The 26075-nt window shown below is 49.9% G+C and carries 25 protein-coding genes; 22 read left to right on the forward strand and 3 right to left on the reverse strand.

The features are described from left to right. Window positions 1-63: 63 nt before the first annotated feature. Window positions 64-1023, reverse strand: coding sequence for a tRNA dihydrouridine(16) synthase DusC (dusC, locus tag E6C74_RS09170; protein ID WP_136484415.1), 960 nt, complete (start codon window positions 1021-1023; stop codon window positions 64-66). A gap of 203 nt (window positions 1024-1226) precedes the next feature. Between dusC and E6C74_RS09175 the strand changes: the two genes are divergently transcribed. From E6C74_RS09175 to E6C74_RS09195, 5 genes are all read left to right on the forward strand, one after another. Continuing rightward, window positions 1227-1856, forward strand: a complete 630-nt coding sequence (locus E6C74_RS09175) for a YecA family protein (protein ID WP_136484416.1) — start codon at window positions 1227-1229, stop codon at window positions 1854-1856. Between the two features lie 167 nt (window positions 1857-2023). Continuing rightward, the gene (gene lolA / locus E6C74_RS09180; protein ID WP_136484417.1) at window positions 2024-2623 is read left to right on the forward strand and encodes an outer membrane lipoprotein chaperone LolA; all 600 of its coding nucleotides are present in this window, start codon (window positions 2024-2026) and stop codon (window positions 2621-2623) included. A gap of 76 nt (window positions 2624-2699) precedes the next feature. Further along, window positions 2700-4049, forward strand: coding sequence for a replication-associated recombination protein A (locus E6C74_RS09185; RefSeq protein ID WP_136484418.1), 1350 nt, complete (start codon window positions 2700-2702; stop codon window positions 4047-4049). 102 nt (window positions 4050-4151) lie between these two features. Then, on the forward strand, window positions 4152-5459 hold the full coding sequence (gene serS, locus E6C74_RS09190) for a serine--tRNA ligase (RefSeq protein ID WP_136484419.1): 1308 nt from the start codon (window positions 4152-4154) through the stop codon (window positions 5457-5459). A gap of 491 nt (window positions 5460-5950) precedes the next feature. Then, window positions 5951-6937 carry a glycosyl transferase family protein gene (locus E6C74_RS09195; protein ID WP_136484420.1) on the forward strand — a complete coding sequence of 329 codons (987 nt, stop codon included), beginning with the start codon at window positions 5951-5953 and terminating at the stop codon, window positions 6935-6937. A 178-nt stretch (window positions 6938-7115) separates the two neighbouring features. Here E6C74_RS09195 and bioA read toward each other — a convergent pair whose 3' ends face one another. After that, window positions 7116-8396 (reverse strand): adenosylmethionine--8-amino-7-oxononanoate transaminase, encoded by a 1281-nt coding sequence (gene bioA, locus E6C74_RS09200; RefSeq protein ID WP_136484421.1) that lies wholly within the window; start codon window positions 8394-8396, stop codon window positions 7116-7118. A gap of 130 nt (window positions 8397-8526) precedes the next feature. Between bioA and bioB the strand changes: the two genes are divergently transcribed. The 4 genes from bioB to bioD are packed head-to-tail and all read left to right on the forward strand — an operon-like array spanning window position 8527 to window position 12212. Then, the gene (gene bioB, locus E6C74_RS09205; protein WP_136484422.1) at window positions 8527-9579 is read left to right on the forward strand and encodes a biotin synthase BioB; all 1053 of its coding nucleotides are present in this window, start codon (window positions 8527-8529) and stop codon (window positions 9577-9579) included. Next, on the forward strand, window positions 9566-10720 hold the full coding sequence (gene bioF, locus E6C74_RS09210) for an 8-amino-7-oxononanoate synthase (protein ID WP_136484423.1): 1155 nt from the start codon (window positions 9566-9568) through the stop codon (window positions 10718-10720). Before bioB ends, bioF begins: the two co-directional genes overlap by 14 nt. After that, on the forward strand, window positions 10717-11520 hold the full coding sequence (bioC, locus tag E6C74_RS09215) for a malonyl-ACP O-methyltransferase BioC (RefSeq protein ID WP_136484424.1): 804 nt from the start codon (window positions 10717-10719) through the stop codon (window positions 11518-11520). The genes bioF and bioC overlap by 4 nt, the downstream gene beginning before the upstream one ends. After that, window positions 11517-12212, forward strand: coding sequence for a dethiobiotin synthase (gene bioD / locus E6C74_RS09220; RefSeq protein WP_168796998.1), 696 nt, complete (start codon window positions 11517-11519; stop codon window positions 12210-12212). Before bioC ends, bioD begins: the two co-directional genes overlap by 4 nt. A gap of 130 nt (window positions 12213-12342) precedes the next feature. Here the strand turns inward: bioD and E6C74_RS20985 are convergent, their stop codons facing one another. Further along, on the reverse strand, window positions 12343-12507 hold the full coding sequence (locus E6C74_RS20985) for a hypothetical protein (protein WP_168796999.1): 165 nt from the start codon (window positions 12505-12507) through the stop codon (window positions 12343-12345). A gap of 305 nt (window positions 12508-12812) precedes the next feature. Here E6C74_RS20985 and htpX point away from each other — a divergent pair, with 305 nt between their 5' ends. From htpX to E6C74_RS09285, 13 genes are all read left to right on the forward strand, one after another. After that, complete coding sequence (gene htpX / locus E6C74_RS09225) at window positions 12813-13676, forward strand: protease HtpX (protein ID WP_136484426.1); 864 nt, start codon at window positions 12813-12815, stop codon at window positions 13674-13676. Window positions 13677-14473: 797 nt separating this feature from the next. Then, on the forward strand, window positions 14474-15322 hold the full coding sequence (locus E6C74_RS09230) for an MIP/aquaporin family protein (protein WP_136484427.1): 849 nt from the start codon (window positions 14474-14476) through the stop codon (window positions 15320-15322). Window positions 15323-15402: 80 nt separating this feature from the next. Next, complete coding sequence (gene glpK / locus E6C74_RS09235; protein ID WP_136484428.1) at window positions 15403-16920, forward strand: glycerol kinase GlpK; 1518 nt, start codon at window positions 15403-15405, stop codon at window positions 16918-16920. Window positions 16921-17075: 155 nt separating this feature from the next. Continuing rightward, window positions 17076-17852: a DeoR/GlpR family transcriptional regulator gene (locus tag E6C74_RS09240; RefSeq protein WP_136484429.1), complete on the forward strand. Its 777-nt coding sequence runs from the start codon at window positions 17076-17078 to the stop codon at window positions 17850-17852. Between the two features lie 166 nt (window positions 17853-18018). Then, window positions 18019-19563, forward strand: coding sequence for a glycerol-3-phosphate dehydrogenase (gene glpD, locus E6C74_RS09245; RefSeq protein WP_136484430.1), 1545 nt, complete (start codon window positions 18019-18021; stop codon window positions 19561-19563). A gap of 397 nt (window positions 19564-19960) precedes the next feature. Beyond that, a complete protein-coding gene (locus E6C74_RS09250) occupies window positions 19961-20380 on the forward strand; it encodes a nuclear transport factor 2 family protein (RefSeq protein ID WP_136484431.1) in 420 nt (139 codons plus the stop codon). Further along, window positions 20377-21102 (forward strand): SDR family oxidoreductase, encoded by a 726-nt coding sequence (locus tag E6C74_RS09255; RefSeq protein ID WP_136484432.1) that lies wholly within the window; start codon window positions 20377-20379, stop codon window positions 21100-21102. The genes E6C74_RS09250 and E6C74_RS09255 overlap by 4 nt, the downstream gene beginning before the upstream one ends. A 12-nt stretch (window positions 21103-21114) precedes the next feature. Then, a complete protein-coding gene (locus tag E6C74_RS09260) occupies window positions 21115-22392 on the forward strand; it encodes an NAD(P)/FAD-dependent oxidoreductase (RefSeq protein WP_136484433.1) in 1278 nt (425 codons plus the stop codon). Further along, window positions 22392-23216 (forward strand): DUF1365 family protein, encoded by an 825-nt coding sequence (locus tag E6C74_RS09265; RefSeq protein ID WP_136484434.1) that lies wholly within the window; start codon window positions 22392-22394, stop codon window positions 23214-23216. Before E6C74_RS09260 ends, E6C74_RS09265 begins: the two co-directional genes overlap by 1 nt. Further along, entirely contained in the window at window positions 23210-24454 is a 1245-nt protein-coding gene (locus E6C74_RS09270) for a cyclopropane-fatty-acyl-phospholipid synthase family protein (RefSeq protein WP_136484435.1), read from the forward strand. Before E6C74_RS09265 ends, E6C74_RS09270 begins: the two co-directional genes overlap by 7 nt. Next, entirely contained in the window at window positions 24451-25005 is a 555-nt protein-coding gene (locus E6C74_RS09275; RefSeq protein WP_240798162.1) for a DUF2878 domain-containing protein, read from the forward strand. Before E6C74_RS09270 ends, E6C74_RS09275 begins: the two co-directional genes overlap by 4 nt. Beyond that, complete coding sequence (locus E6C74_RS09280) at window positions 24929-25486, forward strand: chalcone isomerase family protein (protein ID WP_136484436.1); 558 nt, start codon at window positions 24929-24931, stop codon at window positions 25484-25486. The genes E6C74_RS09275 and E6C74_RS09280 overlap by 77 nt, the downstream gene beginning before the upstream one ends. Next, window positions 25483-26025 (forward strand): DUF3833 domain-containing protein, encoded by a 543-nt coding sequence (locus tag E6C74_RS09285; RefSeq protein WP_136484437.1) that lies wholly within the window; start codon window positions 25483-25485, stop codon window positions 26023-26025. Before E6C74_RS09280 ends, E6C74_RS09285 begins: the two co-directional genes overlap by 4 nt. Window positions 26026-26075: the final 50 nt, after the last annotated feature.

Below are 26075 nucleotides of genomic sequence, written 5' to 3' on the forward strand. Positions count from 1 at the left end.
TCGCTGCCGACATATGAGTGAAAGATTCAGGCCCCGGGTGAGTCATCCGGGGCCTGATTTATTTTAAGCGCTTTGCGTTGCTAGTTCATCGCGGTAACGCTTGAAATGGTCAACAATAGGTTCGACCTGAGTCATGGTGCGGATTTCGCGGAACAGGTCAGCCGCTTGCGGATAGGCCTGACGCAGGTAAGAAAACCACTGTTTAACCCGGTTAGGATAGTACTTCCCTTTGTCGCCGCGCACTTCGTAGGCGGAATACTTGAGCAGCAGATCCACCACTTCGTTCCATGGCATGGCTGTGTGGTTGTGCTTAACAATATTACCCAGGTTAGGTATGTTCAATGCACCCCGGCACACCATCAGCGAATCGACTCCGGTGGTTTCGATACAGGCCTGTCCATCCTGATAGTTCCAGATTTCACCGTTGGCAATCAGCGGTAATGACGTTTTCTGGCGAATCTGGTCAATGTAATGCCATTTAATTTCATTCGCTTTGTAGCCGCCGGCTTTGGTACGGGCATGTACGGTGAGTTCATCGGCTTTTGCCTGTTGCACGGCATCGACAATTTCAAAGCAGTCATCAGGATTTTCCCAGCCGAGACGAATTTTGGCCGTTACCGGGATATCAGCAGGTACCGCCTCACGGCAGGCTTTGATCACCTGGTAAATCAGTTCAGGATGTTGCAGCAGTGCTGCACCGCCTTTGCTCTGGTTGACCATCTTTGCCGGGCAGCCGAAGTTCAGGTCAACGCCACATGCGCCCAGTTCCGCCGCGCGAATGGCATTTTCTGCCATCCAGTGCGGATCCTGACCCAGTAGCTGAACCTTGACCGGGACGCCGGATGCGGTTTGTGAGTTTTGTTTCAACTCCGGACAGAGACGATAAAACACATGGTCCGGTAATGGCTGGCTGACCACGCGCACAAACTCAGTCACACAGAAATCGTAATCGTTAATCTGTGTCAGCATTTCACGCATCAGGTGATCCAGTACGCCCTCCATCGGGCCTAAAATTACTCGCATAGTGTGTTTTATCATTGCCGTTCAAAATGGAGGCGAGATTGTAGTGTGGCGTACCCCAAATGTCACGTCATACCCGGTTAGCAAGGCGGTTGTTATTGGTTTTGTTGGCCAGTAAGCCAGCAGTTGTGAGGAAATCGGCACACACAAGCGGGTCAGTTTGGGTATAATGCCGCTTTCGCCATTGATGAAATATAAGAGACCCCATGAGCTATCAGCTAGTCAATCTGACTCAGGATGAGTGTGACCAATCACCGTTGTTTATTGAAGGTGCAGTATATGCCGCCAATCTGGCGACGAAACCGCTCGACCCTGAAGAATGGTTGCAAGCCGTGTTTGGTGAGCAGGCCGGTGCGATTAAACCAGCTGTCGTGGAGCAAATCCATGCTCAGTACAATCAGTTAAAGCAGAACAGCTACGGCTTGCTGGCACTATTGGCAGTGCAACCTGAGTCCAGTGAAGAGGCGTTGGCTGATTTTGCCGAAGGTTTTATGAATGTCTGGCCGCACGTTGAGCCGTTGTGGCATGAAGTCCATCTGTCAGATGGATCGGTACGTATGCTGCAAGCTCTGCTGACGACCCTGATGCTGGCGATTGATGAAGAGCAGACGCACGCGGAAATGAAAGCGGCAGGCTACGATTCACCGCCCGACTTGGCCTCGATGATCAAGCAGTTGGATCTGATGGTCCATGAAGTTGCTCTGGCTGCCGATGAAGCCATGCTTGGTTCAAAAGCGCAGAGTATAAATCCATTTAAAGATATCGGCCGTAATGACGCCTGTCCTTGTGGCAGTGGCAAAAAGTTTAAGCAGTGCTGCGGATTGGCTGTTGGCTGATATCGTCGCGCCAAGTGGATGATAGGCAACTGATAGCGAATCCCATGCCGTGAGTTTTTTATGGCCTTGATTGTGGTGAATCGAACTTTTCCCACACAGGATTGACACAATAAGAAAGTAAAACGCCTATAACTTTCTTATCCCCAATAGCTAGGAGCTGTGACAGAATGAACAAATGGCTAGCACTGTGTTTTTGCAGTTTTTCCGTTTTCGCCTCACCCAAAGAGACATTGAGTGAACGTCTGGCGATGACCGAGGGTTTTAGTGCTAAATTTGAGCAACAGGTAGTCAGCCCGGACGGTGACGTCGTGATGGAAGGCAACGGTGAAGTGGATATTGCCCGCCCGAGCCTGTTCCGCTGGCAGACTGAAGCGCCAGATGAAAACTTGTTAGTCTCAGACGGCAAGTCATTGTGGTACTACAGTCCGTTCATTGAACAGGTGACGATTTATGATCAAGCGCAGGCCACAGAACAGACACCGTTTGTTCTGCTGACCCGTAACCGCGCCAGTGATTGGGACGCATACCGGGTTGAAGAAAACGGCGATGTGTTTACCCTCACGCCAACGGCCGTTGATTCCAATCAAGGCCAGTTCCAAATCACCATTAACAACGCTGGTGTCGTCAAAGGCTTCAATGTGATTGAGCAGGACGGCCAGAAAAGTCTTTTCACCTTTGATGATGTTACGCAGCAAACACCACCGAAGAGTCGTTTCACCTTTAAAGTGCCGGATGGCGTAGAAGTGGACGATCAGCGCTCAGAGTAATCACTTTGTGACGCACGGATTTCACCTATACGACAAGCTGGTACTAGAGTAGCGATAACCTGAGTAACGGATAACCTTGAGTAATTACAATTTCGACTTTGCCGGGGATGAGGATTTTCGTCCCCTGGCTGCACGCATGCGACCGCAAACCGTTGACCAGTATATTGGCCAACAGCATATTCTCGGACCGGGTAAACCGCTGCGCCGGGCGCTGGAGGCAGGTCAAATCCACTCAATGATTTTGTGGGGGCCGCCCGGCACCGGTAAAACCACCTTAGCTGAAGTGGCCGCGAATTATGCCAACGCGGAAGTCGAACGTGTCTCTGCGGTGACCTCAGGGGTAAAAGAGATTCGGGCTGCGATTGAAAAAGCGCGTGAGAACAAACTGGCGGGCAGACGGACCATTTTGTTTGTCGACGAGGTGCATCGTTTTAACAAATCGCAGCAGGATGCTTTCTTACCGCATATCGAAGATGGCACGGTGACCTTCATCGGAGCGACCACCGAGAACCCGTCATTCGAACTCAATAACGCATTGTTATCGCGTGCGCGGGTTTACAAACTGACATCGCTCAGCAAAGACGAAATCCTGCAGGCGCTTAATCAGGCGATCGCCGATAGCGAACGCGGGCTGGGCAAAGAGACAGCTCAGTTTCACGATCAGGTTTTGGAACGTTTGGCAGAACTGGTGAACGGCGATGCCCGTATGTCCCTCAATTATCTTGAGCTGCTGTATGATATGGCGGAGCAGGATGAGCAGGGTGTCAAACAGGTCACGATCAGTTTGCTGGCCGAAGTGGCCGGTGAAAAAGTGGCGCGCTTCGATAATAAGGGTGACATTTGGTATGACCTGATTTCTGCGCTACACAAATCGATTCGTGGTTCAAATCCGGACGGCGCCTTGTACTGGGCAGCGCGAATGATCAGCGCTGGGTGCGATCCGCTGTATATTGCCCGCCGTTTACTGGCGATCGCATCAGAAGATATTGGCAATGCCGATCCACGTGCGATGCAGGTGGCGTTATCGGCCTGGGATTGCTTCCATCGGGTCGGTGCTTATGAAGGAACCCGCGCCATTGCCCAGGCGATTGTCTATCTCGCGTGTGCGCCCAAAAGCAATGCCGTTTATACCGCCTGGGCTCAGGCCCTCAATGACGCCCAAAATCTGCCGGAGTTTGAAGTGCCGATCCATCTGCGTAACGCGCCGACCAAGCTGATGAAAGAGATGGGGTATGGCGAAGAGTACCGTTACGCCCATGACGAACCGGGTGCTTATGCCGCCGGTGAACGTTACCTGCCACCGGAAATGACCGGAACTCGCTACTATGAGCCAACCAAACGGGGCTTAGAAACCAAGATTGGTGAAAAGTTAGATTATCTGGCCGACCTGGACGCAAAAAGCCCACGAAAGCGCTATGAAAAGTAGTCACTTTTCGTTATCTTTGACCCAATAAATTTCAATACGCGTGGCTTTGATTAAAAAGGAAGCACACGCGTTTTTTCGTAACTCAAAAGCATAGGATTAGCAATGCTGGATTCTAAATTACTTCGTACAGAGCTGGATGAAACAGCTGCAAAACTGGCGCGTCGCGGTTTCAAACTCGACGTAGACGCAATTCGTACACTTGAAGAACAACGTAAGTCGATTCAAGTAGAAGTTGAAAATTTACAATCCACGCGTAACTCCATCTCCAAGCAAATCGGTCAGTTAATGTCACAAGGTGACAAAGCCGGTGCCGAGGAAATTAAACAGCAAATCGGTAACCTGGGCGCCGACCTGGATGCGAAGAAAGTCGAACTGGACGCGGTTCAGAACCAACTGGATGCGATCACGCAAAGTGTACCTAACCTGCCAGATGATTCAGTACCCGATGGTAAAGATGAGAACGACAACGTTGAAGTGTCTCGTTGGGGTACACCGAAAGAGTATGACTTTGCAGTCAAAGATCATGTTGACCTGGGTGAAATGGGCGACGGTATTGATTTTGCCAGCGCAACCAAGATCACCGGTGCACGTTTTGTAGTGATGAAAGGTCAGTTTGCCCGTCTGCACCGCGCGATTGCGCAGTTCATGCTCGATCTGCATACCGATGAGCACGGTTACACCGAACTGTACGTGCCATACCTGGTCAACGCTGACACGCTGTTTGGTACTGGTCAACTGCCTAAATTCGGTAAAGACCTGTTCCACACAGAGCCTCTGGCAGAAAAAGCCAGTGACGAAGAGCCTCGTCGTCTGTCTCTGATCCCAACGGCTGAAGTTCCGGTAACAAACTTGGTGCGTGACACCATTTCAGAAGAAGCTGATCTGCCGCTGAAGATGACGGCACATACCCCATGTTTCCGTTCAGAAGCCGGTTCTTACGGTCGTGACACGCGTGGTTTGATTCGTATGCACCAGTTCGACAAAGTGGAGCTGGTTCAGATCACCAAGCCAGAAGATTCAATGGCGGCACTGGAAGAGTTGACCGGCCACGCAGAGAAAGTCCTGCAACTGCTGGAGCTGCCTTACCGCAAAGTGGTTCTTTGCACCGGTGATATGGGCTTTGGCGCTCGTAAGACTTACGATCTGGAAGTCTGGGTACCGGCGCAGAAAACCTACCGTGAAATCTCTTCGTGCTCAAACATGTGGGATTTCCAGGCGCGTCGTATGCAAGCACGTTTCCGCCGTAAAGGTGAGAAGAAACCTGAGCTGGTTCATACTCTGAACGGTTCTGGTCTGGCAGTCGGCCGTACTATGGTTGCTATCCTGGAGAACTACCAGCAAGCCGACGGCCGTATTGAGATTCCGGCAGTACTGCACAAATACATGGGTGGTCTGACTCACATCGGTTAACCTCCGATTCAGAGATATAAATCAGAAACCGGCATTGAAACTGCCGGTTTTTTTGTACCGAAAAATAGGCGCCGTCACTGAGCCTGAATGATAACTGATAGGGCATGATGCACAAACTGGGTGCGTTGTTCCGAAGGGTTAATTTATAACTCATTGAATTTAATTGTTTTAATTTTTGGTACGTGCTTTGCAACGGTTAAATTGATTAAAGATAACTCGTCCAAGTTAGTACCTAGAACAAAGCGCCCTGTTTTATGCAAAATAGGGCGCTTTTATTTTACTAATCCCGCTATTTTTATGGCTTAGCATGCGCGGAATGCACGGCATGAAGGGAATTCTGTGCGATATTCGCACAGCGGATTTTGTCAGCCTTTCGCTGCTAAGCTGTACGATACTGAAAGAGAAAAGAGTGTTATCACTGCTGGCTATTGACCCGTAACGATTACGTGGTAAAACAAAGCGATAAATAACAAAATAACCACGGCCGGACTATGGCTGTGCAGAAGAATGAGGTCGCAATGAGTACGATTCTGGAATGTATTCGCACGGTAGGGCGCGGAGAACGCGGGCGTAAGCCGCTGACTTTTGATCAAGCCTATCAGGTGATGGATGAGTATCTGAATGGAGAGGTGGGTGATGACCAGATGGCCATGCTGCTGATGCTGATCCGGGTCCAGAATGAGACCAATGCGGAAATCGGCGGATTTGTTAAAGCATTCCAGTCAAGAGTGCCAGCGATTGGTGCAGAAATTGACTGGCCATGTTATGCCGGTAAACGCGCTGCGGCGGGAAAACCATGGCATCTGCTGGCGGCCAGAATCATGGCAGATAATGGTCACAAGATCTTAATGCACGGTTACAATGACAAACCCGCATCCCGTGAACATGCCCAGGATTACCTGACCGCTTGCCAGGTACCGCTGGCATCCGATGCAGACCATGCCGAACTCCTGCTGCAAACCGGTAATATCGCCTATTTGCCGCTGAGCGCGTTTGCACCTCAGGCTGAGCTGATGATGAGCTGGAAAAATCGCTATGGTTTGCGTACACCGATCAATACCGTGGTGCGGGCGCTTAATCCTGGTGGTGCTGAGATAGGTCTGCGCGGCAGCTTTCACCCGGGTTTTCAGCAGCTGCATGCGGAAGTTGAGCACGTGATTGGTAAGACGGCACATGCTGTCGTGTCGTTTAAAGGGCAATCCGGTGAGTCGGAGTATAACCCGAAAGTGAGCCAGACGGTGTGGCTGAGCCAAACCGACGGTGTGCACAGTTATTACTGGCCTGAACAATACCTGTCTGATATTGCATTACCTGCTGATTGCCCGCTTGGCACTGCGGAAGAGGACAAAGTGCAGATGGCGAATAGCGTGGTTGCCACCATGACTGCAGTGCTGTTTGCCAAAACCCTCGATCGCGAACAAGCCATGGCCACGGCTTACCAGTACTGGCAGCATTATGTGACCCAGCACGCGGTATAATCATTGGCGAATCTAGCAGTAAAGCAGTGCTGCTAATCAGACATCTTTTATCAATGGCCATCGGCGCGTGAGCGCCGGTGGCCATTTGGTATCGCTAACAAATTTGTATCAATAACAATCAGTGCTAAGTCTGAAGACGAGATTTGTCCTGAAAACGGTCCTTGTGCTGAAAAGCTGGCTACGACTGAAAACATTCCGGGGTCTGTAAGGCCGCTTCTACCGCGTTAAGCAGTTGGTCGAGATGATGAGCTTCACTGACAAATGGTGGCATCATATAGATCAAACGGCCAAACGGGCGAATCCACACTCCATGTTCGACAAATAATGCCTGAATCGCTTCCATGTGCACCGGATGATGTGTTTCTACCACCCCGATGGCGCCAAGCCAGCGCGTTGCTTTGACTTGCGGATAGTGGTTGAGGAGAGGTAAACGCTCAGCAAAGCATTGCTCAATCTGTTTAACCTGTTGTTGCCAGTGATTTTCTGCAATTAATTCCAGACTCGCAGCCGCGACTGAACATGCCAGCGGATTCCCCATAAACGTTGGACCATGCATAAAGCAGCCGGCCTCACCGCCGCACACTGTATCGGCGACGTCTTTGCTGGCCAGGGTGGCCGATAAGGTCATGTAGCCACCTGTCAGCGCTTTACCGACACACAGAATGTCCGGTGCAATGCCTGCGTGTTCGCAGGCAAACAACTTGCCGGTGCGGCCAAATCCGGTCGCAATTTCATCCAGGATCAGCAAGACGCCAAATTCGTCGCACAAGGCGCGCACTTCACGCAGGAACTGCGGGTGATAGATACGCATTCCTCCTGCACCCTGCACGATGGGCTCTAAGATCACTGCGGCTATCTGGTGATGGTTATCGGTGAGCTGTCGACGGAAATCGATGATGTCGTTGTCATCCCACTCTTGCCAAAAACCGCCTCGCGGCGACTCAGCAAACAGATGCTCCGGCAGGAAGCCTTTATACAGACTGTGCATCGAATTGTCCGGATCGGTGACTGACATCGCGGCGAAGGTATCTCCGTGATAGCCGTGGCGCAGAGTGAGAAACTTCGGACGCTGTTCGCCTCTGGCATGCCAGTACTGCAGCGCCATTTTCAGGCTGACTTCAACCGCGACTGAGCCGGAATCAGCCAGAAAAACATGTTGCAGATTATCCGGAGCCAGCTCCAGCAGCTTGCGGCAGGCATCAATCGCCGGCTGATGGGTAATGCCGCCGAACATGACGTGAGACATCTTATTAATCTGTTGGTGAGCGGCCTGATTAAGGCGCGGATGATTGTAACCGTGAATGGCGGACCACCAGGAAGACATGCCGTCTACCAGCTCTGTACCATCCTCAAGATAGAGCGAGACACCGTCGGCATGGGTCACCGGGTAGCAGGTCAGAGGTGTAAGGGTTGAAGTGTAAGGATGCCAGATGTGCTGGCGGTCGAAGGCGAGATCCATAGATAATCCGAACTGAAATTAGATTAAAAAGCAAACAAGTGTAAACTTGTTGATTTTGTTGTTGTTGACAGTCTAACGCTTGTCGGTAGACTAGCCAACATAAAACTAATAACCCCAACAAGGATTACACGTGGAAACTCGTCATAACTGGACAGTGGCTGAAGTCAACGCCCTGCTTGAAAAACCGTTTATGGACCTGTTGTTTGAGGCACAGCTGGTGCATCGCCAGTTTCACCCCAATAACTATGTTCAGGTCAGCACTTTATTGTCGATAAAAACCGGTGCCTGCCCAGAAGACTGTAAGTATTGTCCGCAAAGTGCTCACTACCGTACTGACGTTGATAAAGAGCGTCTGATGGAAGTGGAACGTGTATTAGACGCCGCGCAAAAAGCGAAAAACTCAGGTTCCACCCGTTTCTGTATGGGCGCGGCGTGGAAGAACCCGAAAGCGCGTGATATGCCATTGCTTAAAGAGATGATCTCAGGCGTGAAAGGCATGGGGCTGGAAACCTGTATGACGCTGGGTATGCTCGATTCTGAACAGGCGAAAGAGCTGGCTGACGCCGGGCTGGATTACTATAACCACAACCTGGACACCTCGCCTGAGTTCTACGGTAACATCATCACCACGCGTACTTATCAGGATCGCCTGGATACCTTGTCCCACGTGCGTGATGCCGGCATGAAAATCTGTTCAGGCGGTATTATCGGCATGGGCGAAAGCACCAATGACCGAGCCGGACTACTGGTTGAACTGGCTAATCTGCCGGTACACCCGGAAAGTGTGCCGATTAACATGCTGGTTAAAGTCAAAGGCACGCCGCTGGAGACAGCTGAAGATGTGGAGCCGTTTGATTTTGTTCGTCTGATCGCGGTTGCCCGCATCATGATGCCACAGTCGGCAGTGCGCTTGTCAGCCGGTCGCGAGAATATGAATGAGCAGATGCAGGCACTTTGCTTCATGGCTGGAGCTAACTCTATTTTCTATGGTTGCAAGTTACTGACCACACCAAACCCGGCTGAAGACAGCGATATGATGCTGTTCAAAAAGCTGGGCATAAATAGTCAACAAGTGGCTCAAAAGCCAGATGAAATTACTGAAAATGAACTGCTGGATCGCGTGGTAGAGCGTGTGGCAGCTCGTCCAACCGCGGATGACATTTTCTACGATGCCAGCGTTTAACTCCAGAATCGAGCAAGCCCTTGCCGCGCGCAAGCAGCAGGGGCTGAGCCGGACTCTGCAGGTGCTGCAGGGCAGCAATAAGGTTCGTTTTGAACAAAACGGCCGCCAGTTTGTCAATTTTTCCAGTAACGATTATCTCGGGCTGGCGGCGGATCCTGAACTGGTCAAAGCCTGGCAGGTTGGTTTGGATAAATATGGCTGTGGCAGCGGTGCATCGCCTTTGGTCACCGGCTTCAACTATGCCCATCAGGCTCTTGAACAAGAGCTGTGTCAGTGGCTCGGTTACGAGCGTGCGGTGCTGTTCGGCTCTGGTTTCAGCGCAAACCAGGCGCTGTTGTTTACCCTGCTCAACAAAGACGATGTTGTCATTCAGGATAAACTGAATCATGCCTCGCTGCTGGAAGCCGGATTACTCAGTGCAGCGACTATGAAGCGCTTTCGTCATAATGATATCAAGCATCTCAACCAACTGCTGAATGCCGATAGCGCCGCTAAGCTGGTCGTCACTGAAGGCGTATTCAGTATGGATGGCGATCAGGCTCCGTTGGCGCAAATTCAGCATAGTATTGAAGGGAAAGCCTGGCTGGCCGTCGATGATGCGCACGGCATTGGAATTCTGGGGCGCAAAGGGGCAGGCAGTTGTGATGCTGCGGGTATAAAAGCGGATATTCTGGTGGCGACCTTCGGTAAAGCGTTTGGTCTGTCCGGTGCCGCGATTTTATGTAACGCTTCGGTCGGGGATTATCTGACCCAGTTTGCCCGTCATCATGTTTACTCTACCGCGATGCCGCCTTCCCAGGCCCACGCCCTGACTCACGCCGCGCAGATGATTCAGTCCCAGCAGTGGCGCCGGGATAAGTTGGTCGAGTTATCCGATACCTATGATGCCATGCTCAAAGATTTGCCTGGCTATATGGCAACTGATACCACCATTAAGCCTTTTGTTCTCGGCAGTGCCGCAAGGACCCTGGATGTTGCTGAGCAAATGAAACAGTCCGGGTGCTGGATGACAGCGATTCGCCCGCCAACTGTGCCGCAGGGCAGTGCAAGGCTGCGTATTACGCTGACTGCCAGTCATCAGGTCGCTCATGTCCAGCATATGGCAGAGAGCCTGCTGCGCTGTCTGGAGGAGCAAACATGACAGTCACTATGCTATCGGATTCCTCTTTGAGTACCGACAAAGCCGCGATTGCCGAGGCGTTTGGTAAAGCAGCGGCTCACTATGACCAGCATGCAGCTTTTCAGCGCGATGTCGGTGAGCGTTTACTTCGTTTTCTGCCTGCAGACCTGACCGGCTATCAGGTGCTGGATCTGGGGTGTGGCACCGGTTATTTCTCGCTGTTACTGCGTCAGCGTGGCGCTCGTGTCGTGTGTGCAGATTTATCTGCCGGTATGTTGGATACCGCCCGAGAGCGTTGCGGTGATGACAGGATGCGCTACGTGTTGGCGGATGCTGAGCGTCTGCCGTTTGCGGCCCAATCATTCGATGTCGTATTTTCTAGCCTGGCATTGCAGTGGTGTGATGATTTATCACAACCTTTGCGCGAAGTGCGTCGGGTCTTGAAAGCTGACGGCATCGGCTTATTTTCTACTTTACTTGATGGCTCGCTGAGTGAACTTAAATCTGCCTGGGCGAAAATTGATGCACATCAACACGTTAATCATTTCATCACGCTCAATCAGTTAAAAATTGCGTTGGCGCAAGCCCAGTGTTTGCAACATCAAATAGACTTACCGACGATTACAGTCTGGTACGAGTCTGCATTTTCGTTAATGCGCGATTTGAAGGGAATTGGCGCCAATCACGTCAATGGCCGTTCGCGTGGCTTAACCAGCCGACGCGTGCTCACTCAGGTCGAGCAGCACTACCAGTTGTTTGGTAACCATCAAGGTCTTCTGCCTGCAACATATCAGGTTTGTTTAGGGGTAATACATCGATGATAGATGCATTTTTTATTGCGGGTACGGATACCGACGTTGGCAAAACAGTGGCATCCAAAGCCATTTTACAGGCATTATCTGCCAGGGATTTAACGACGATTGGTTATAAGCCAGTAGCCGCCGGTTGTGAGAAAACTGAGCATGGCTTTCGTAATTCAGATGCGCTGCACCTGTTGCAGGCTGCGTCGAAGAAAATGGATTACGAAGATATTAATCCTTATGCACTGGAACTGGCAACTTCGCCTCACATTGCTGCCAAATATGAAAATGTGACGATTGAATATGAAGTTCTCAGCGACAAGCTGGCGAAGCTAAAAGCTAATTCTGACATGGTATTAGTGGAAGGTGCCGGTGGCTGGCGGGTTCCGGTATCAGATTCAGACTATCTGTCTAGCTGGGTTAAGCAAGAGCAGTTACCGGTGGTGCTGGTGGTTGGTATTAAGCTAGGCTGTCTGAGTCACGCGCAACTGACGGCCGAGAGCATCAAAGCCGACGGACTGAACCTGGTGGGATGGGTCGCGAACCGCATCAATCCCGGCACAGAACATTATGCCGATATCATCACCATGCTGGAGCAGCACATCGACGCGCCTAAGTTGGGTGAGATCCCTTATTTACTCAGCGCTAAACGCCAGGATCTGGGCAAATACATCGATGTGACGCCGTTAGTCGGCGAGCCTGCGCACGCGTAGCGGGCCAGTAGGGGATAACTGATTTCCCGGTCGATGACGTGATAGCAAAACAAACGATCAAAAAAGGCTGCCTTGGCAGCCTTTTTCAGTAAAACTTATGTGCATTGCAAGTATGGGTTTGATTCAAACCTTAGTTTTTATTTAAACCCATCAGCGCATAATGCGTGTCAGCGATATTCTGCTGTTTGGCTGAATCAGTACTGATACCCAGCTCTTTTTTGGCTTCTTCTTCAGTTAAGCCTAGGTGACAACAAAGTAAATCAATCGCCATTTGGTAGCTATGCGCTTCAGCCATGATACTTTCCTTTCATTATCGGTTAATCCCTGAACTCCCAAAATGTAGTTTCTTTCCCGGGATCCCTCAATAAGACCAAAGTCTAAAGTCATACTGATCCGACCTGACGCTGAATGGGCATTGAAGACAGACATTAAATGTTGCAATTTACTGCTTAACCTTGAATATCAAATCTTAGACACTATCTATTAGATTAGTCTTTCAGTATTAGTTACGTCTTAAAGTAAAAGAATCAGTCTATAAGCCCTGACTTAAAACAGACAACTAAGGGCGTTATATTTCACATCCTGTGCGGAGAAAAGTAAATGAAGCGAGTGTTATTATTCCTGGCGACCAACCTGGCCGTGGTGCTGGTGTTAAGTGTTGTTTTGAATATTGTGTATGCCTTTACCGGTATGCAGCCAGGCAGTCTGTCTGGTCTGCTGGTTATGGCGGCAGTGTTTGGTTTCGGCGGTGCCTTCATTTCGCTGATGATGTCGAAAGGTATGGCACTGCGCTCTGTGGGCGGAATGGTGATTGAAAACCCGCGTAATGAAATGGAGCACTGGCTGATGCAAACTGTGAGTCGTCAGGCACAGCAAGCCGGTATTGGTATGCCGACAGTGGCGATTTACGACGCGCCGGACATGAATGCATTCGCAACCGGTGCTAAGCGTGATGATTCTCTGGTCGCTGTTTCTACGGGACTGCTACATAACATGACCCGTGATGAAGCCGAAGCGGTACTCGCCCATGAGATAAGCCACATTTCCAACGGTGACATGGTCACCATGACACTGATGCAGGGTGTGGTGAACACCTTCGTTATCTTCCTGTCGCGCTTTGTTGCCAACCTGATCGCATCCCGTGACTCGGAAGAGGGTGAGGGCAGCAACATGATGGTTTATTTTGCGGTCTCTATGGTGCTGGAGCTGGTGTTCGGCTTCCTGGCAAGCTTTATTACGATGTGGTATAGCCGTCATCGTGAATTCCATGCCGATGCTGGTGCCGCGCAACTGGTCGGTAAACAGAAAATGATTGCCGCACTGGAGCGTCTGAAGATGAGCTATGAACCTCAGCTTGAAGGTTCAATGATGGCATTTGGTATTAACGGTAAAAGCACATTAACAGAACTGCTGATGAGTCACCCTCCGTTGGATAAACGAATTGCCGCGCTGCGCAATTCGTAATTCCCCAAGATACCAATGCACCAATAAGCCAATGTGCCGATAAACCCATTGGCCAATAAAACAATCACTCCGGACACGGCCTGCTCTGCCCGGGGGGGATGTCAATCCAAGGCCCTGAGTTCACCCTCAGGGCCTTTTGTTTTGCCCTCATAATCCCACTGTATGTTTCTTCTGGACCTGCTTCTTCTGAGTCATGATCGTTTAACGGAACATTACTTGCGCACAGACAGAACTGTTCGTGTCATGACCGCTTGCTCTATGCTTGCTGCTGCGTTTATTGACAGCGGCTTATTCTGTCCGCGCTTACCTTTATGCGAATCGGCGATTTTGTTATCGGCTACTTATTGATTTCCCGATTCATTTTAAAATTTTTGTTTATTTTCCGAGCGAACGAACGTTGTGTTGTTAATCATTTGCTATTTATGTTGCCTAACTGTGTTGTTTTTGGTGTTTGTTTAGTGATTTAATTGTCACTTTCGAAAGTTTTATGGATTAAATTATTTTAAAACAATAGGTTATGGTTATTTTTCGGGATAGGTTACGCAATGGCCTGGTGTGTTCAGAGGACTTAATGTGCGAACTTTAGCGCCTTTTCCATGATCTGAGGCAGCAAAGATGCGGGAATAAAGTGATCTATGTAACAAACAAGAAATGAGTTTGTCATTTAGTTATGAGTGAACGCGCATTTTTTGTGTTTCTTTGTTTTCGTATTCGATAATGAATGCATAATTACGTCAGCAACAACACAATTATAACGAGCAACTATAACGAGCCGTGAAAACAAAAGGACGAACATTATGACCACTCTTAAACAACCTAGTTTGCTAGGACAATGTATTGCTGAATTTATTGGCACCGGATTACTGATATTTTTCGGTGTTGGCTGCGTTGCGGCACTGGTTTTAACCGGTGCGCAGTTTGGCCAATGGGAAGTGAGTATTATGTGGGGCTTTGCAGTTGCGATTGCCATCTACTGCACTGCGGGAGTTTCCGGAGCGCATATTAATCCGGCAGTCACAATTGCATTAGCCGTATTTCACGGCTTTGAAAAGGAAAAGGTAATCCCTTATATCGCTGCTCAGTTGTTGGGGGCTTTCAGCGCAGCCGCGCTGGTTTACGCTCTGTTCGGCCCGCTGTTTACCGACTACGAAATTGCCCACAATTTCACCCGAGGTAGTGAAGAGGCTCTGGCTACGGCAGGTATTTTCTCGACTTACCCGAATCCGGCTCTCTCTTTTTCTGGTGCTTTTGCGGTCGAGTTTGTCATTACCGCAGTTTTGATGTTTGTCATTCTGGCGCTGGGTGATGAGCGCAATGGCGCGTCACGTGGCGCAATGAACCCTTTACTGATCGGTATCCTTATTGCGATTATTGGCGGCTCACTTGGCCCGCTGACCGGTTTTGCTATGAACCCGGCGCGTGACTTCGGTCCCAAGCTGTTTGCTTACCTTGCTGGCTGGGATTACGCATTGTCCGGCGCTAAAGATATCCCGTATTTCATCGTGCCGATTGTCGCTACCATTTGTGGTGCGTGTTTTGGCGGATGGCTGTATCCGAAAGTGATCGGTGCACACTTACCTCAGGAAGGCCAGGGTTGCACTATCCCGAATCAATGTGATGAAACGGTGGAAAACGCATCGGCGTAACCACAGACTTATTGATCTGTAAAGTCACCATTAAAACGATTTAAAAATAGAACATAATAGAAAACAAAAGGAATCCTGACATGAGCGACCAAAAATACGTTGTAGCACTCGACCAAGGCACAACCAGCTCACGCACTGTTATTCTCGATCACGACGCTAATATCGTCGCGGTATCACAACGTGAATTTACCCAAATTTATCCGCAGGGTGGCTGGGTTGAACATGATCCGTTGGAGATCTACGCTACCCAAAGTTCAACGCTGACTGAAGTCCTGGCGAAAACCGGTATCAGCAGTGATCAAATCGCCGCTATCGGTATCACCAACCAGCGTGAAACTACTGTGGTGTGGAACAAAGAGACAGGTAAGCCGGTATATAACGCGATTGTGTGGCAATGTCGTCGTACCGCTGACATTTGTGATGAGTTACGTGCTCGTGGTCTGGAGTCTTACGTGCGTGATAATACCGGTCTGGTTCTTGACCCGTATTTTTCCGGTACCAAGGTGAAATGGATTCTGGATAACGTCGAGGGCGCTCGTGAAGATGCTGAAGCGGGTAAACTGCTGTTTGGTACCGTTGATACTTGGCTGGTGTGGAAGATGACCCAGGGCCGCGTTCATATTACTGATTACACTAACGCATCGCGTACTATGCTGTTTAATATCAATGACATGTGCTGGGACCAAAAGATGCTCGATGAGCTGGGTATTCCTGCCTCTATGTTGCCGGAAGTGAAATCATCATCTGAAATCTACGGTAAAACTAACATTGGTGGTAAAGGCGGCACACGTATTCCGATCGCAGGTATTGCCGGTGACCAGCAGGCAGCACTGTACGGTCAGATGTGTGTTGAACCTGGACAGGCGAAAAACACTTACGGTACCGGCTGCTTCCTGTTGATGAATACGGGGACCGAGCGCGTAGCTTCAACCCATGGTTTGTTGACGACTCTGGCTTGTGGCCCGAACGGTGAGCCTAACTATGCACTGGAAGGTGCGGTCTTTATGGGTGGTGCTTCGATTCAGTGGCTGCGTGATGAACTCAAACTGTTTTCGGACGCACACGACTCTGAATACTTTGCCACCAAAGTAGACAGCTCTAACGGCGTTTACGTGGTGCCTGCATTTACCGGCCTTGGCGCACCTTACTGGGATGCACATGCCCGTGGCACCATTGTTGGTCTGACTCGCGGCACCAATACCAACCACATTATCCGCGCCACGCTGGAAGGGATTGCCTACCAGACTCGTGACGTACTGGATGCGATGCAGGCCGACTCAGGTATCCGTCTGGAGACGTTGAAAGTCGACGGTGGTGCGGTGGCAAACAACTTCCTGATGCAGTTCCAGGCTGATGTGTTGGATACTGAAGTACAGCGTCCTGAAGTGACGGAAGTGACTGCACTGGGGGCTGCTTATCTGGCTGGTATCGCGGTAGGTTACTGGAGTGGTATCGAGGAAGTGCGTAATAAAGCGGTTCTGGATCGTACCTTTACACCGCATGAAGACGAAGACAAGCGCGCCCGTCGTTACAAAGGCTGGAAGCGAGCGGTGAAATGTGCTCAGGTTTGGTCAGAATTACGCGATAGTGAAGATTAATCGTCTGATTTATGGGCAAACCAACAAAAAAGAGCGCGTAAGAGCGCTCTTTTTTTGCATCAGCTCCTGATTTGGGGCTTCACAACTTCTCATAGGGTTGTAATTGGCGCACAATGCCCTTTATAACAACAAGATCACTATCAGGAGTAGAGTACGTGAAGCAAGTTCCACGACACCAGCAGATTGTCGAGCTGGTTACTAAACATGGTTATGTGAGCACCGAAGAGTTAGTCGAACGTTTTAATGTCAGCCCGCAGACCATTCGTCGTGATCTTAATGAACTCGCCGACGAAAATAAAATCCGCCGTTATCACGGTGGGGCGACGATTCCGTTAAGTTCGGAAAACATCTCTTATAATACGCGTAAATCGATAAATTTCAGCGAAAAAGACATTATTGCTGAGGAGGTCGCCAAGTCAATTCCGGATGGTGCGACACTGTTTATTGATATCGGAACCACACCTGAAGCGGTTGCCCGCGCCCTGAATAAAAACCACAAGCAACTGCGTGTTGTCACCAACAATATGAATGTGGCAACCATCTTGTTACCTAATCCGGAAGTGAGGCTGATTCTGGCGGGTGGCGAAGTACGCAACCGTGACGGCGGCATTGTTGGCGAGGCGACACTGGATTTTATTAAGCAGTTTCGTCTGGACTTCGGTATTCTTGGTATCAGTGGCATAGACTTGGACGGTTCATTACTGGATTTCGACTACCATGAAGTTCGGGTCAAACAGGCGATTATCGAGAACAGTCGCAGCGTACTGCTCGCGGTGGACCATTCTAAATTTGGTCGTAACGCCATGGTGAAACTGGGCAATATTTCCCAAATTCACAGTCTGTTTACCGACCAGCGCCCGCCGGAACAGATTATCAATATCCTTAACGAGCACAACATAACTCTGAGTGTGATCGAAGGTAAGAGCGCATAAACTCATTTAAGCGCTATTAAAAGCCCATTAGTTAATACTTGTGGGCTTTTTTTGTGGCTGAATCACACAAATCGAGCATAAACGAACATTTTTGGTGACTGAAAACGAAAATGGATCTACCATGAGTCATATTCGTTCGCTCATTAGAATACTAAGGTCAGCAAAAATGAACACAAAGACTCAACATAATAATGACCATCTTCTCGATATGATTATTATCGGTGGAGGTATCAACGGTGCCGGTATCGCAGCGGATGCTGCCGGCAGAGGCCTGTCGGTCGGTCTCTATGAAGCTCAGGATTTTGCCAGCGCGACGTCATCGGCAAGTTCCAAGCTGATTCACGGCGGACTGCGTTATCTGGAGCATTATGAGTTTCGTCTGGTTTCAGAGGCACTGGCCGAACGTGAAGTACTGCTGCGTAAAGCGCCGCATATTTCGATTCCGATGCGATTCCGCCTGCCTCATCGCCCGTTCCTGCGTCCTGCGTGGATGATTCGTTGCGGCCTGTTTCTGTATGACCACCTGGGTAAGCGCACCACACTGCCAGCGAGTCGCAAAATTGATCTGGCTAAATCCGGTTTGCTGAAACCAGAGATGAAGGTTGGTTTTGAATATTCTGACTGCTGGGTTGATGATGCGCGTATGGTGCTGCTGAATGTGTTGTCTGCCCAGAATAACGGAGCAGAAGTGGCGAACTACTGTAAGGTTGAGCAAGCGGAACAGAAAAACGGTATCTGGCACGTCACGATTCATAATGTGCTGACCAACACGCGTTTTGAGCGCAAAGCCAAAGTTCTGGTGAATGCGGCAGGGCCTTGGGTCAAGCAGGTGTTTGACGACGGCTTGCATGCAGCGTCACCGCGTAACATTCGTCTGATCAAAGGCTCCCACATCGTAGTGCCAAAAGTTCATCACGAAAATAAAGCTTACATTCTGCAGAATAAAGATGGCCGGATTGTATTTGTTATTCCTTATCTGGGGGATTTTTCCATCATAGGCACCACAGATATGGAGTACAAAGGCGATCCGCGTAAAGTCGAGATCTGCGATGAGGAAGTGGAATACCTGCTCGATATCGTAAACCAGCACTTTGTTAACCAAGTACACAAAGATGATGTCGTATGGACTTACAGTGGTGTGCGTCCGCTGTGTGATGATGAATCAGATTCACCGCAGGCGATCACGCGTGACTACACTCTGGAACTGACCAAAGATGGCGAAGCGCCGATTTTGTCTATTTTTGGTGGTAAGTTGACGACTTACCGTAAACTGGGTGAGTCAGCGATGAAAAAACTGGAGCCGTTTTTCCCGAACATGGGACGTCCATGGACTGCGTACAGCACATTGCCGGGTGGCGATTTCAGCTGTAGCCGGGAAAAACTGGCCATCACCATTCAGCAGCAATATCCGTGGCTAAGTGATAAGCAGGCGTTTCGCTATGTGACTCAATTCGGTATGTACACCCACAAAATGCTGGCGGGTGTTTCTAACGCTGAACAGATGGGGCGCGAGTTTGCGCCAGGTGTATACCAAATCGAAGTGGATTACATGCTGGAGCATGAATTTGTCAAAAACAGTGACGACCTATTATGGCGCCGTACCAAGTTAGGTTTGTATCTCAACCAAGAGCAGCGGGAACAAGTGGCTGAGTACATTGCCGCCAATCTACCGGCTCAGCCAGCCGTCAGTTTATCAGTCGTCAATCATTAACCCGAAGCCCTTGATCGGTGATCGTTGACTGGTGAACAAAGTTTCAAGATAAAACCAGATTTCGAAGCAATGAAGCAATGAAGCAATATCGGAGTCTGGTTTTTTGTCGCTACCGTAAACGTCAATCGGGATGTGCAACGGATTGCCGCACATCTCTGCCCTTGATTTACCCTGCTTTTTACCGTGCTCACTTTTGGGTGCCGTTTTCATTTTGTTACTTATTTATCCTCCAAACTCAGCATCTTACTTAGCGCCTTAGTGATCGGCTTCGCTGCCCCTTGCGTACACCCTAATATAAAAAGTTGTACAAATATTTTTTTGTACAACTTTTGCGAAATGCTCTACAGTAGAGTTGTGTTGTACGAAATTATGTTTTGTATAAGTATTGAGGTCGGTCATGGATGTACAAACGGTTGCGCATTTTTACACTAAGCTCAACAAAAGCACCTTGCATACATTGCAGGATATTTATCATCACGATGTCGTGTTTGAAGATGCGGCACATCGTATCGAAGGCTTTGCGTCTTTGGCTGATTACTTCGATAACCTGTACCGCAATGTTGACCGGTGTGACTTCGTTATCCACGAACAGCATCAGGCCGGGCAGAATGCCTTTCTGACCTGGACCATGCAGCTCCAACATCCCAAATTGGCCGGAGGGCGAATGGTACAAGTGCAGGGCATGAGTCATGTGAAGTTTCATGAAGCGAAGGTGATTTACCACCGCGACTATTTTGATTTAGGTGAGATGTTGTATGAGCAGTTGCCGTTACTCGGCAGCGTTATCCGCTCGATCAAACGGAGGCTGGGGCAATGAGGTCTGTGCTGATTACTGGGGCAACGTCGGGTATTGGTAAAAAACTGGCCGAAGACTATGCACGTCTTGGTTGGCAGGTGATCGCCTGCGGCCGTAATCAGGAGAAGCTGCAGCAACTCTCTTCGCTTTCAACCTCAGTGCACTGTTTGCAGTTCGATCTCACCCAGCGTGAGCAGACTCTTGCGGCTTTGTCACAACTGCCTCTTACTCCCACATTATGGATTTTAAATGCCGGTGATTGCGAGTACATCGATGACGGAGTGATGGACGCCAAACTTATGGCGCGTGTGTTTGAGATTAATGTGATTGGTCTCGCCAACGCCATAGAGGGCATCCAGCCTCATCTCAGCGCCGGACACAGGGTGGCCATCGTTGGCTCAATCGCCAGTGAGCTCGCGTTGCCAAGAGCTGAGGCGTATGGCGCTTCGAAAGCAGCCGTCGCCTATTTGGCCAACACACTGCGCCTTGACTGGAGTCAGCGTGAAATCGCGGTATCAACCATCTTTCCCGGTTTTGTCGCCACTCCGCTGACCGATAAAAACACGTTCAATATGCCAATGATAGTGACTGCTGAGCAAGCGTCTCAACGGATTCGTCACGGGCTTGAGCGCGGGCAGGACTGCATTTACTTTCCGCGCCGGTTTACCTGGATAATACGCTGCCTCGGCGTGTTGCCGTATAGCTGGCAACACCGCCTTATCCGTCGTTTTTTCCGTACTTAGAAGGACATTACAATGAAAATAGCCATTGTCGGCACGGGAATTTCTGGCCTGACCTGCGGGTACTACCTGCATCAGGAGCATGACATTACATTATTTGAAGCCAACGATTATATCGGCGGACACACGGCGACAGTAGATGTTGAACTGCAGGGGCAATCTTACTCTGTGGATACCGGATTTATTGTCTACAACGATCGGACCTATCCTAACTTTATCCGCATGATGGATGAAATCGGGGTACAAGGCGTGCCGACTCAAATGAGTTTTAGTGTGCGCAATGATAGTAATGGGCTGGAGTATAACGGCCATACGCTGCGCACCTTGTTTGCCCAGAAGCGCAACTGGTTACGACCCAGTTTCTATCGCTTTATCCGGGAAATTGTCCGCTTTAATAAGCTGGCCAAGCAGGCTGAACGGGACGAACAGCAAAGCTTGCAAACCCTCGGGCAGTTCCTGCTCCATCACCGCTTTTCCGACTACTTTTGCCGCAACTACATTTTACCAATGGGGGCTGCTATCTGGTCTTCGTCGCTGGCTGATATGCGCGCTTTTCCGCTGATGTTTTTTCTGCGTTTCTTTCTCAATCACGGATTACTGGATATTACCGACCGGCCGCAATGGTATGTGATTGAAGGCGGCTCCCGTGCCTATATTGAACCATTGACCCGGGGATTCTCTGACCGTATCCGCCTAAATTCGCCGGTAAGTCAGGTGCGACGAACTCTGCAAGGTGTTGAGCTGGAAGTGAATGGTCGGGTTGAGCATTTTGACACGGTGATATTTGCTTGTCACAGCGATCAGGCTCTGAATATGTTAAATGACCCAAGCCGGAACGAAACAGATATTTTAAGTGCCATGGCTTATCAGGCCAACGAAGTGGTGTTACACACGGACACTGCACTTCTGCCTAAACGCAAAGCGGCATGGGCCTCGTGGAATTACTGGCTGAGCGGGCAGGCAGGAGAAGATCAGCAGTTGCCGTCTCTGACCTATAATATGAACATCCTGCAGCATATTCATTCGCCGCACACTTTTTGCGTGACCCTCAACAGCACGCACTCGATAGAACCGGACAAGGTTCTGCGCAAGTTTGTTTATCACCATCCGGTATTCACCCTGCAGTCTGTTCGGGCGCAGGAGAGAAAGCAGGAAGTGAGTGGCTTGAACAATACCTGGTATTGCGGTGCTTATTGGCACAACGGTTTTCACGAGGATGGGGTGCGCAGCGCACTGGACGTTATCACCCAAATTCAGGCTCAGGCGGCAAGAGATGCGAGAGGAGCAGCGTAATGCAGCAGCAAACAGCGGGCAGCGCTCTAATGGTTGGCCAGGTACGTCATCGCCGGTTTACCCCGGTGACGCACTCACTCAATTATCCGCTGTTTATGCCCTGTATCGACCTTGATGACTGGCCGGCACTGTCTCAGAAAGTGTGGGGACTGGGCGAACGTTGGTGGCACTGGGCTCGGTTTCGCCGTGATGATTATCTCGGTCAGGGGCCGCTGAAACAAGCGGTCCAGGATAAAGTGTATGAGCTGACCGGTGAGCAGTGCGACGGCAAAGTGCTGGCTGTGATTCATCTGCGTTATCTCGGTCTCTATTTCAGTCCTGTTAATTTTTACTATCTTTATGACAGGGGAGGACACTGGCGTTACTTGTTGGCTGAGGTCAGTAACACTCCCTGGAACGAGCGGCATTACTATGCAGTGGCGGCAGACAGCGGCGCCGACGGCGCGAACTGGAAGCACGAGAAAGTGTTTCATGTATCGCCGTTCAATCCCGTTGAACAGGAGTACCAATGGCGGCTGAAGCCGTTGGACCATTCATTAATGGTGCACCTCGAATGTCATCGGGATCAAAAGGAATTTGATGCCACTCTGGCGCTTAAAGCGCGTCCTTTTACCTCTTCCGGGTTACTAAAGTTGTTGGTACGCACTCCGGCAATGACGGTAAAAGTTGTGTTCGGGATTTATTGGCAGGCGTTCAAGCTGTGGGTGAAAGGCGCACCGACTTATTTACATCCTAAGGATAACTTTCATCCCAAGTATCGCTCACACCCCGAGAGTCGCCAGAGCAAGGCGGATAAAAACAATAAGGAGAATTCTCAATGTTAAATTCCTCATCATTAGAACTACCCAAGACCTTGTCGCAGTGGCAGAAAGGGGCGCGTAGCCTGGCCCTGCAGTCACTTCGTTTTCTGAATAGCGGGTCACTGACCATCGAAGAACACTTCTGTGGTAATACGATTAATCAGGAGCAGTTTGGCGAATACAAAGCCACAGAGCCTCATGCTGTGATCCGAGTGTCAAATCCGGACTTCTACGCCCGGGTCCTGAAAGGCGGCAGTATCGCCGCCGCAGAAGCCTATATGGACGGCTGGTGGGACAGTCCTGATCTGACGGCGCTGACTGAGCTGATGGCTCGTAACCTCGCCGCGTTGGATAAAATTGAGGCGCAAAGCAGCGTTATAACGCGCGCGGTTAATAAACTTGGGCACTGGCTGAAACGTAACTCGATTGTGCGTGCCAAGCAAAATATCGAGGCCCATTACGATTTGGGTAATGATTTGTACCGCACCTTCCTTGATGAGCGCATGCTGTATTCCAGCGCTCTGTATCTGAATACCTCAGATTCATTGGAGCAGGCACAGGTTCAGAAAATGGATCGCTTATGTCAGCAGCTCAAACTCACAGCCGATGATCACGTGATTGAAATTGGTACCGGCTGGGGCGCGATGGCGATCTACATGGCGCAAACCTATGGCTGCCACGTGACCACGACGACGATCTCTGAGCAGCAATATGATTACGCTAAACGTAAGATCGAGCAGTTGGGCCTGTCGGAACGTATCACCTTACTTAAGCAGGATTACCGAGTACTGGAAGGCACCTTTGATAAGCTGGTCTCGATCGAGATGATTGAAGCGGTCGGTAAAGCGTATCTGCAATCGTATATGACTCAGTGCCAAAAGCTGCTCAAACCGGGCGGTTTGATGGCGATTCAGGCGATTACTATCGCGGACCAGCGTTACGATTATTACAGTAATAACGTCGATTTTATCCAGAAGTATATTTTCCCTGGTGGCTTCCTGCCGTCGATTACGGCGCTCACCAGCATGGCGACTCGCAGTACGGACTTTGTGGTGCGTGACTTGTTAGATATTGGTCAGGACTATGCGAAAACTCTGGCCGACTGGCGGCAGCGGTTTGAGTCGTCTTTAGCTCAGGTTCGTGAGCTGGGGTATGACGAGCGTTTTATCCGCATGTGGCGTTATTACCTGTGCTATTGCGAGGGAGGATTCAAGGCGCAAACCATCAGTACCATTCACCTCACTCTGCAACGAGCCAGATGATGCGTTCATTTCTCCTGGTTTCAGTCTGGTTTGAGCTGATTTGGCTATTGGCCGTCCTGGGTCAGGAGCAGTGGCAGTGGCTGACCACTTTGCTGGTGGTCGTTACGCTACTGTTTTCAGCCTGGCGGCTATCCGTTGCCGTAGGGCGGATATGCGCCGTGGCCGTCACCGGTATAGCGATTGATGTGGCCAATATGCATCTCGGGCTATTTTTCTTTATTAATCCGCATCTTCCGGTGTGGTTAATTGCGCTTTGGTTCATTTTTGTCTGGTTTGCAGCTTTTGCTATCCCGGCATTGAGCCATTTGCCATCTTGGCTCGTAATAATAGCTACGGGCTTAGGTGGCGCGCTAAGTTATTGGGCGGGTTATCGTTTCGGGGCTGTTGGCTTCGGTTTGCCCGTTTTTTATACAGTGTTGGCACTGTTTTTGGAATGGTTAGGTGTGTCTTTGTTACTGATAAAGGTGTTTAGCAATGAAAACGTCAATCGCCACACTTTTCCTGAGCACACTGCTGTGGACCGGCGTAACAGCCAGCGCGGCAGAGGTTAATGGAACACAAAAGCCACAATGGAATGAATGGCCTGTCGTTGGGCAGGCTACTTTGTCCTGGCTGTGGTTAGATATCTATTCTTCCCGGTTGAGAACGCCGGACGGTAAATATCAGCAGCAGGATGATGTGCCTCGTCACCCGCTGGCGTTGGAGATCCGCTATTTGCGTGATATTGAGCGTGAAGACCTGGTCGAGGCCACCCGGGATCAGTGGCAGAAAATGGGCTATTCCAGTGATGAGATTGAGCGTTGGCTCCCGCTGTTAGAGACGATGTTACCGAATGTCCTGTCAGGCGAAAAGCTGGTCTATGTGTCTGACGGACATCGTGGACAGATGATCCATATGTCACTACAGGACAAGTCTCAGATTCTGGGAGAGGTTACAGATACGAAGTTTAACTCAGCCTTTCTTGCCATCTGGTTATCACCCAACACCCAATATCCGAAACTTCGCAGTCAATTAATAGGGATGAACCGATGACATCGACAGCAAAACTCTGGTGGGTAGTCAGAGCCTGGTTACTGATGGCCGCAACCATGTTGGCGGGTTGCTCGGCTGAGCTCAAGGATTATAAAGCGAGTCAGCCGACTTTCGATTTATTTGGCTATTTTTCCGGTCACACTCAGGCCTGGGGAATGGTACAGGATTATACCGATAAGCAGACCCGGCGCTTTGAGGTTGATATCGTAGGGACTGTCTCTGGTGATGTTTTGACCTTGGTTGAAGACTTTGAGTTTGACGATGGTGAGCAGAGTCAGCGTATCTGGACCATAACTCGCACTGGCGAGGGGATGTATCAGGGGCAAGCCGACGACATCATCGGAGTGGCAACCGGACAGGAAATCGGTAATGCCCTGCAGTGGCAATATGATTTTTTGCTGAAAACCGACGACAGCGAAATTGAGGTGACATTTGATGACTGGATGTATCGTCAGGACGAAACGCGCCTGTTCAATGTGACCACGATACGTAAGTTTGGCATTGAAGTGGGCAAAGTGACTTTGTTTTTTAGTAAATAAAAATTTTTAGTAAATAAAAGTTTTTTAGTAAAGGAAAGCTTTGCAGTAAA

The organism is Vibrio sp. H11, from assembly GCF_004804295.1.
GTDB lineage: Bacteria > Pseudomonadota > Gammaproteobacteria > Enterobacterales > Vibrionaceae > Vibrio > Vibrio ostreae.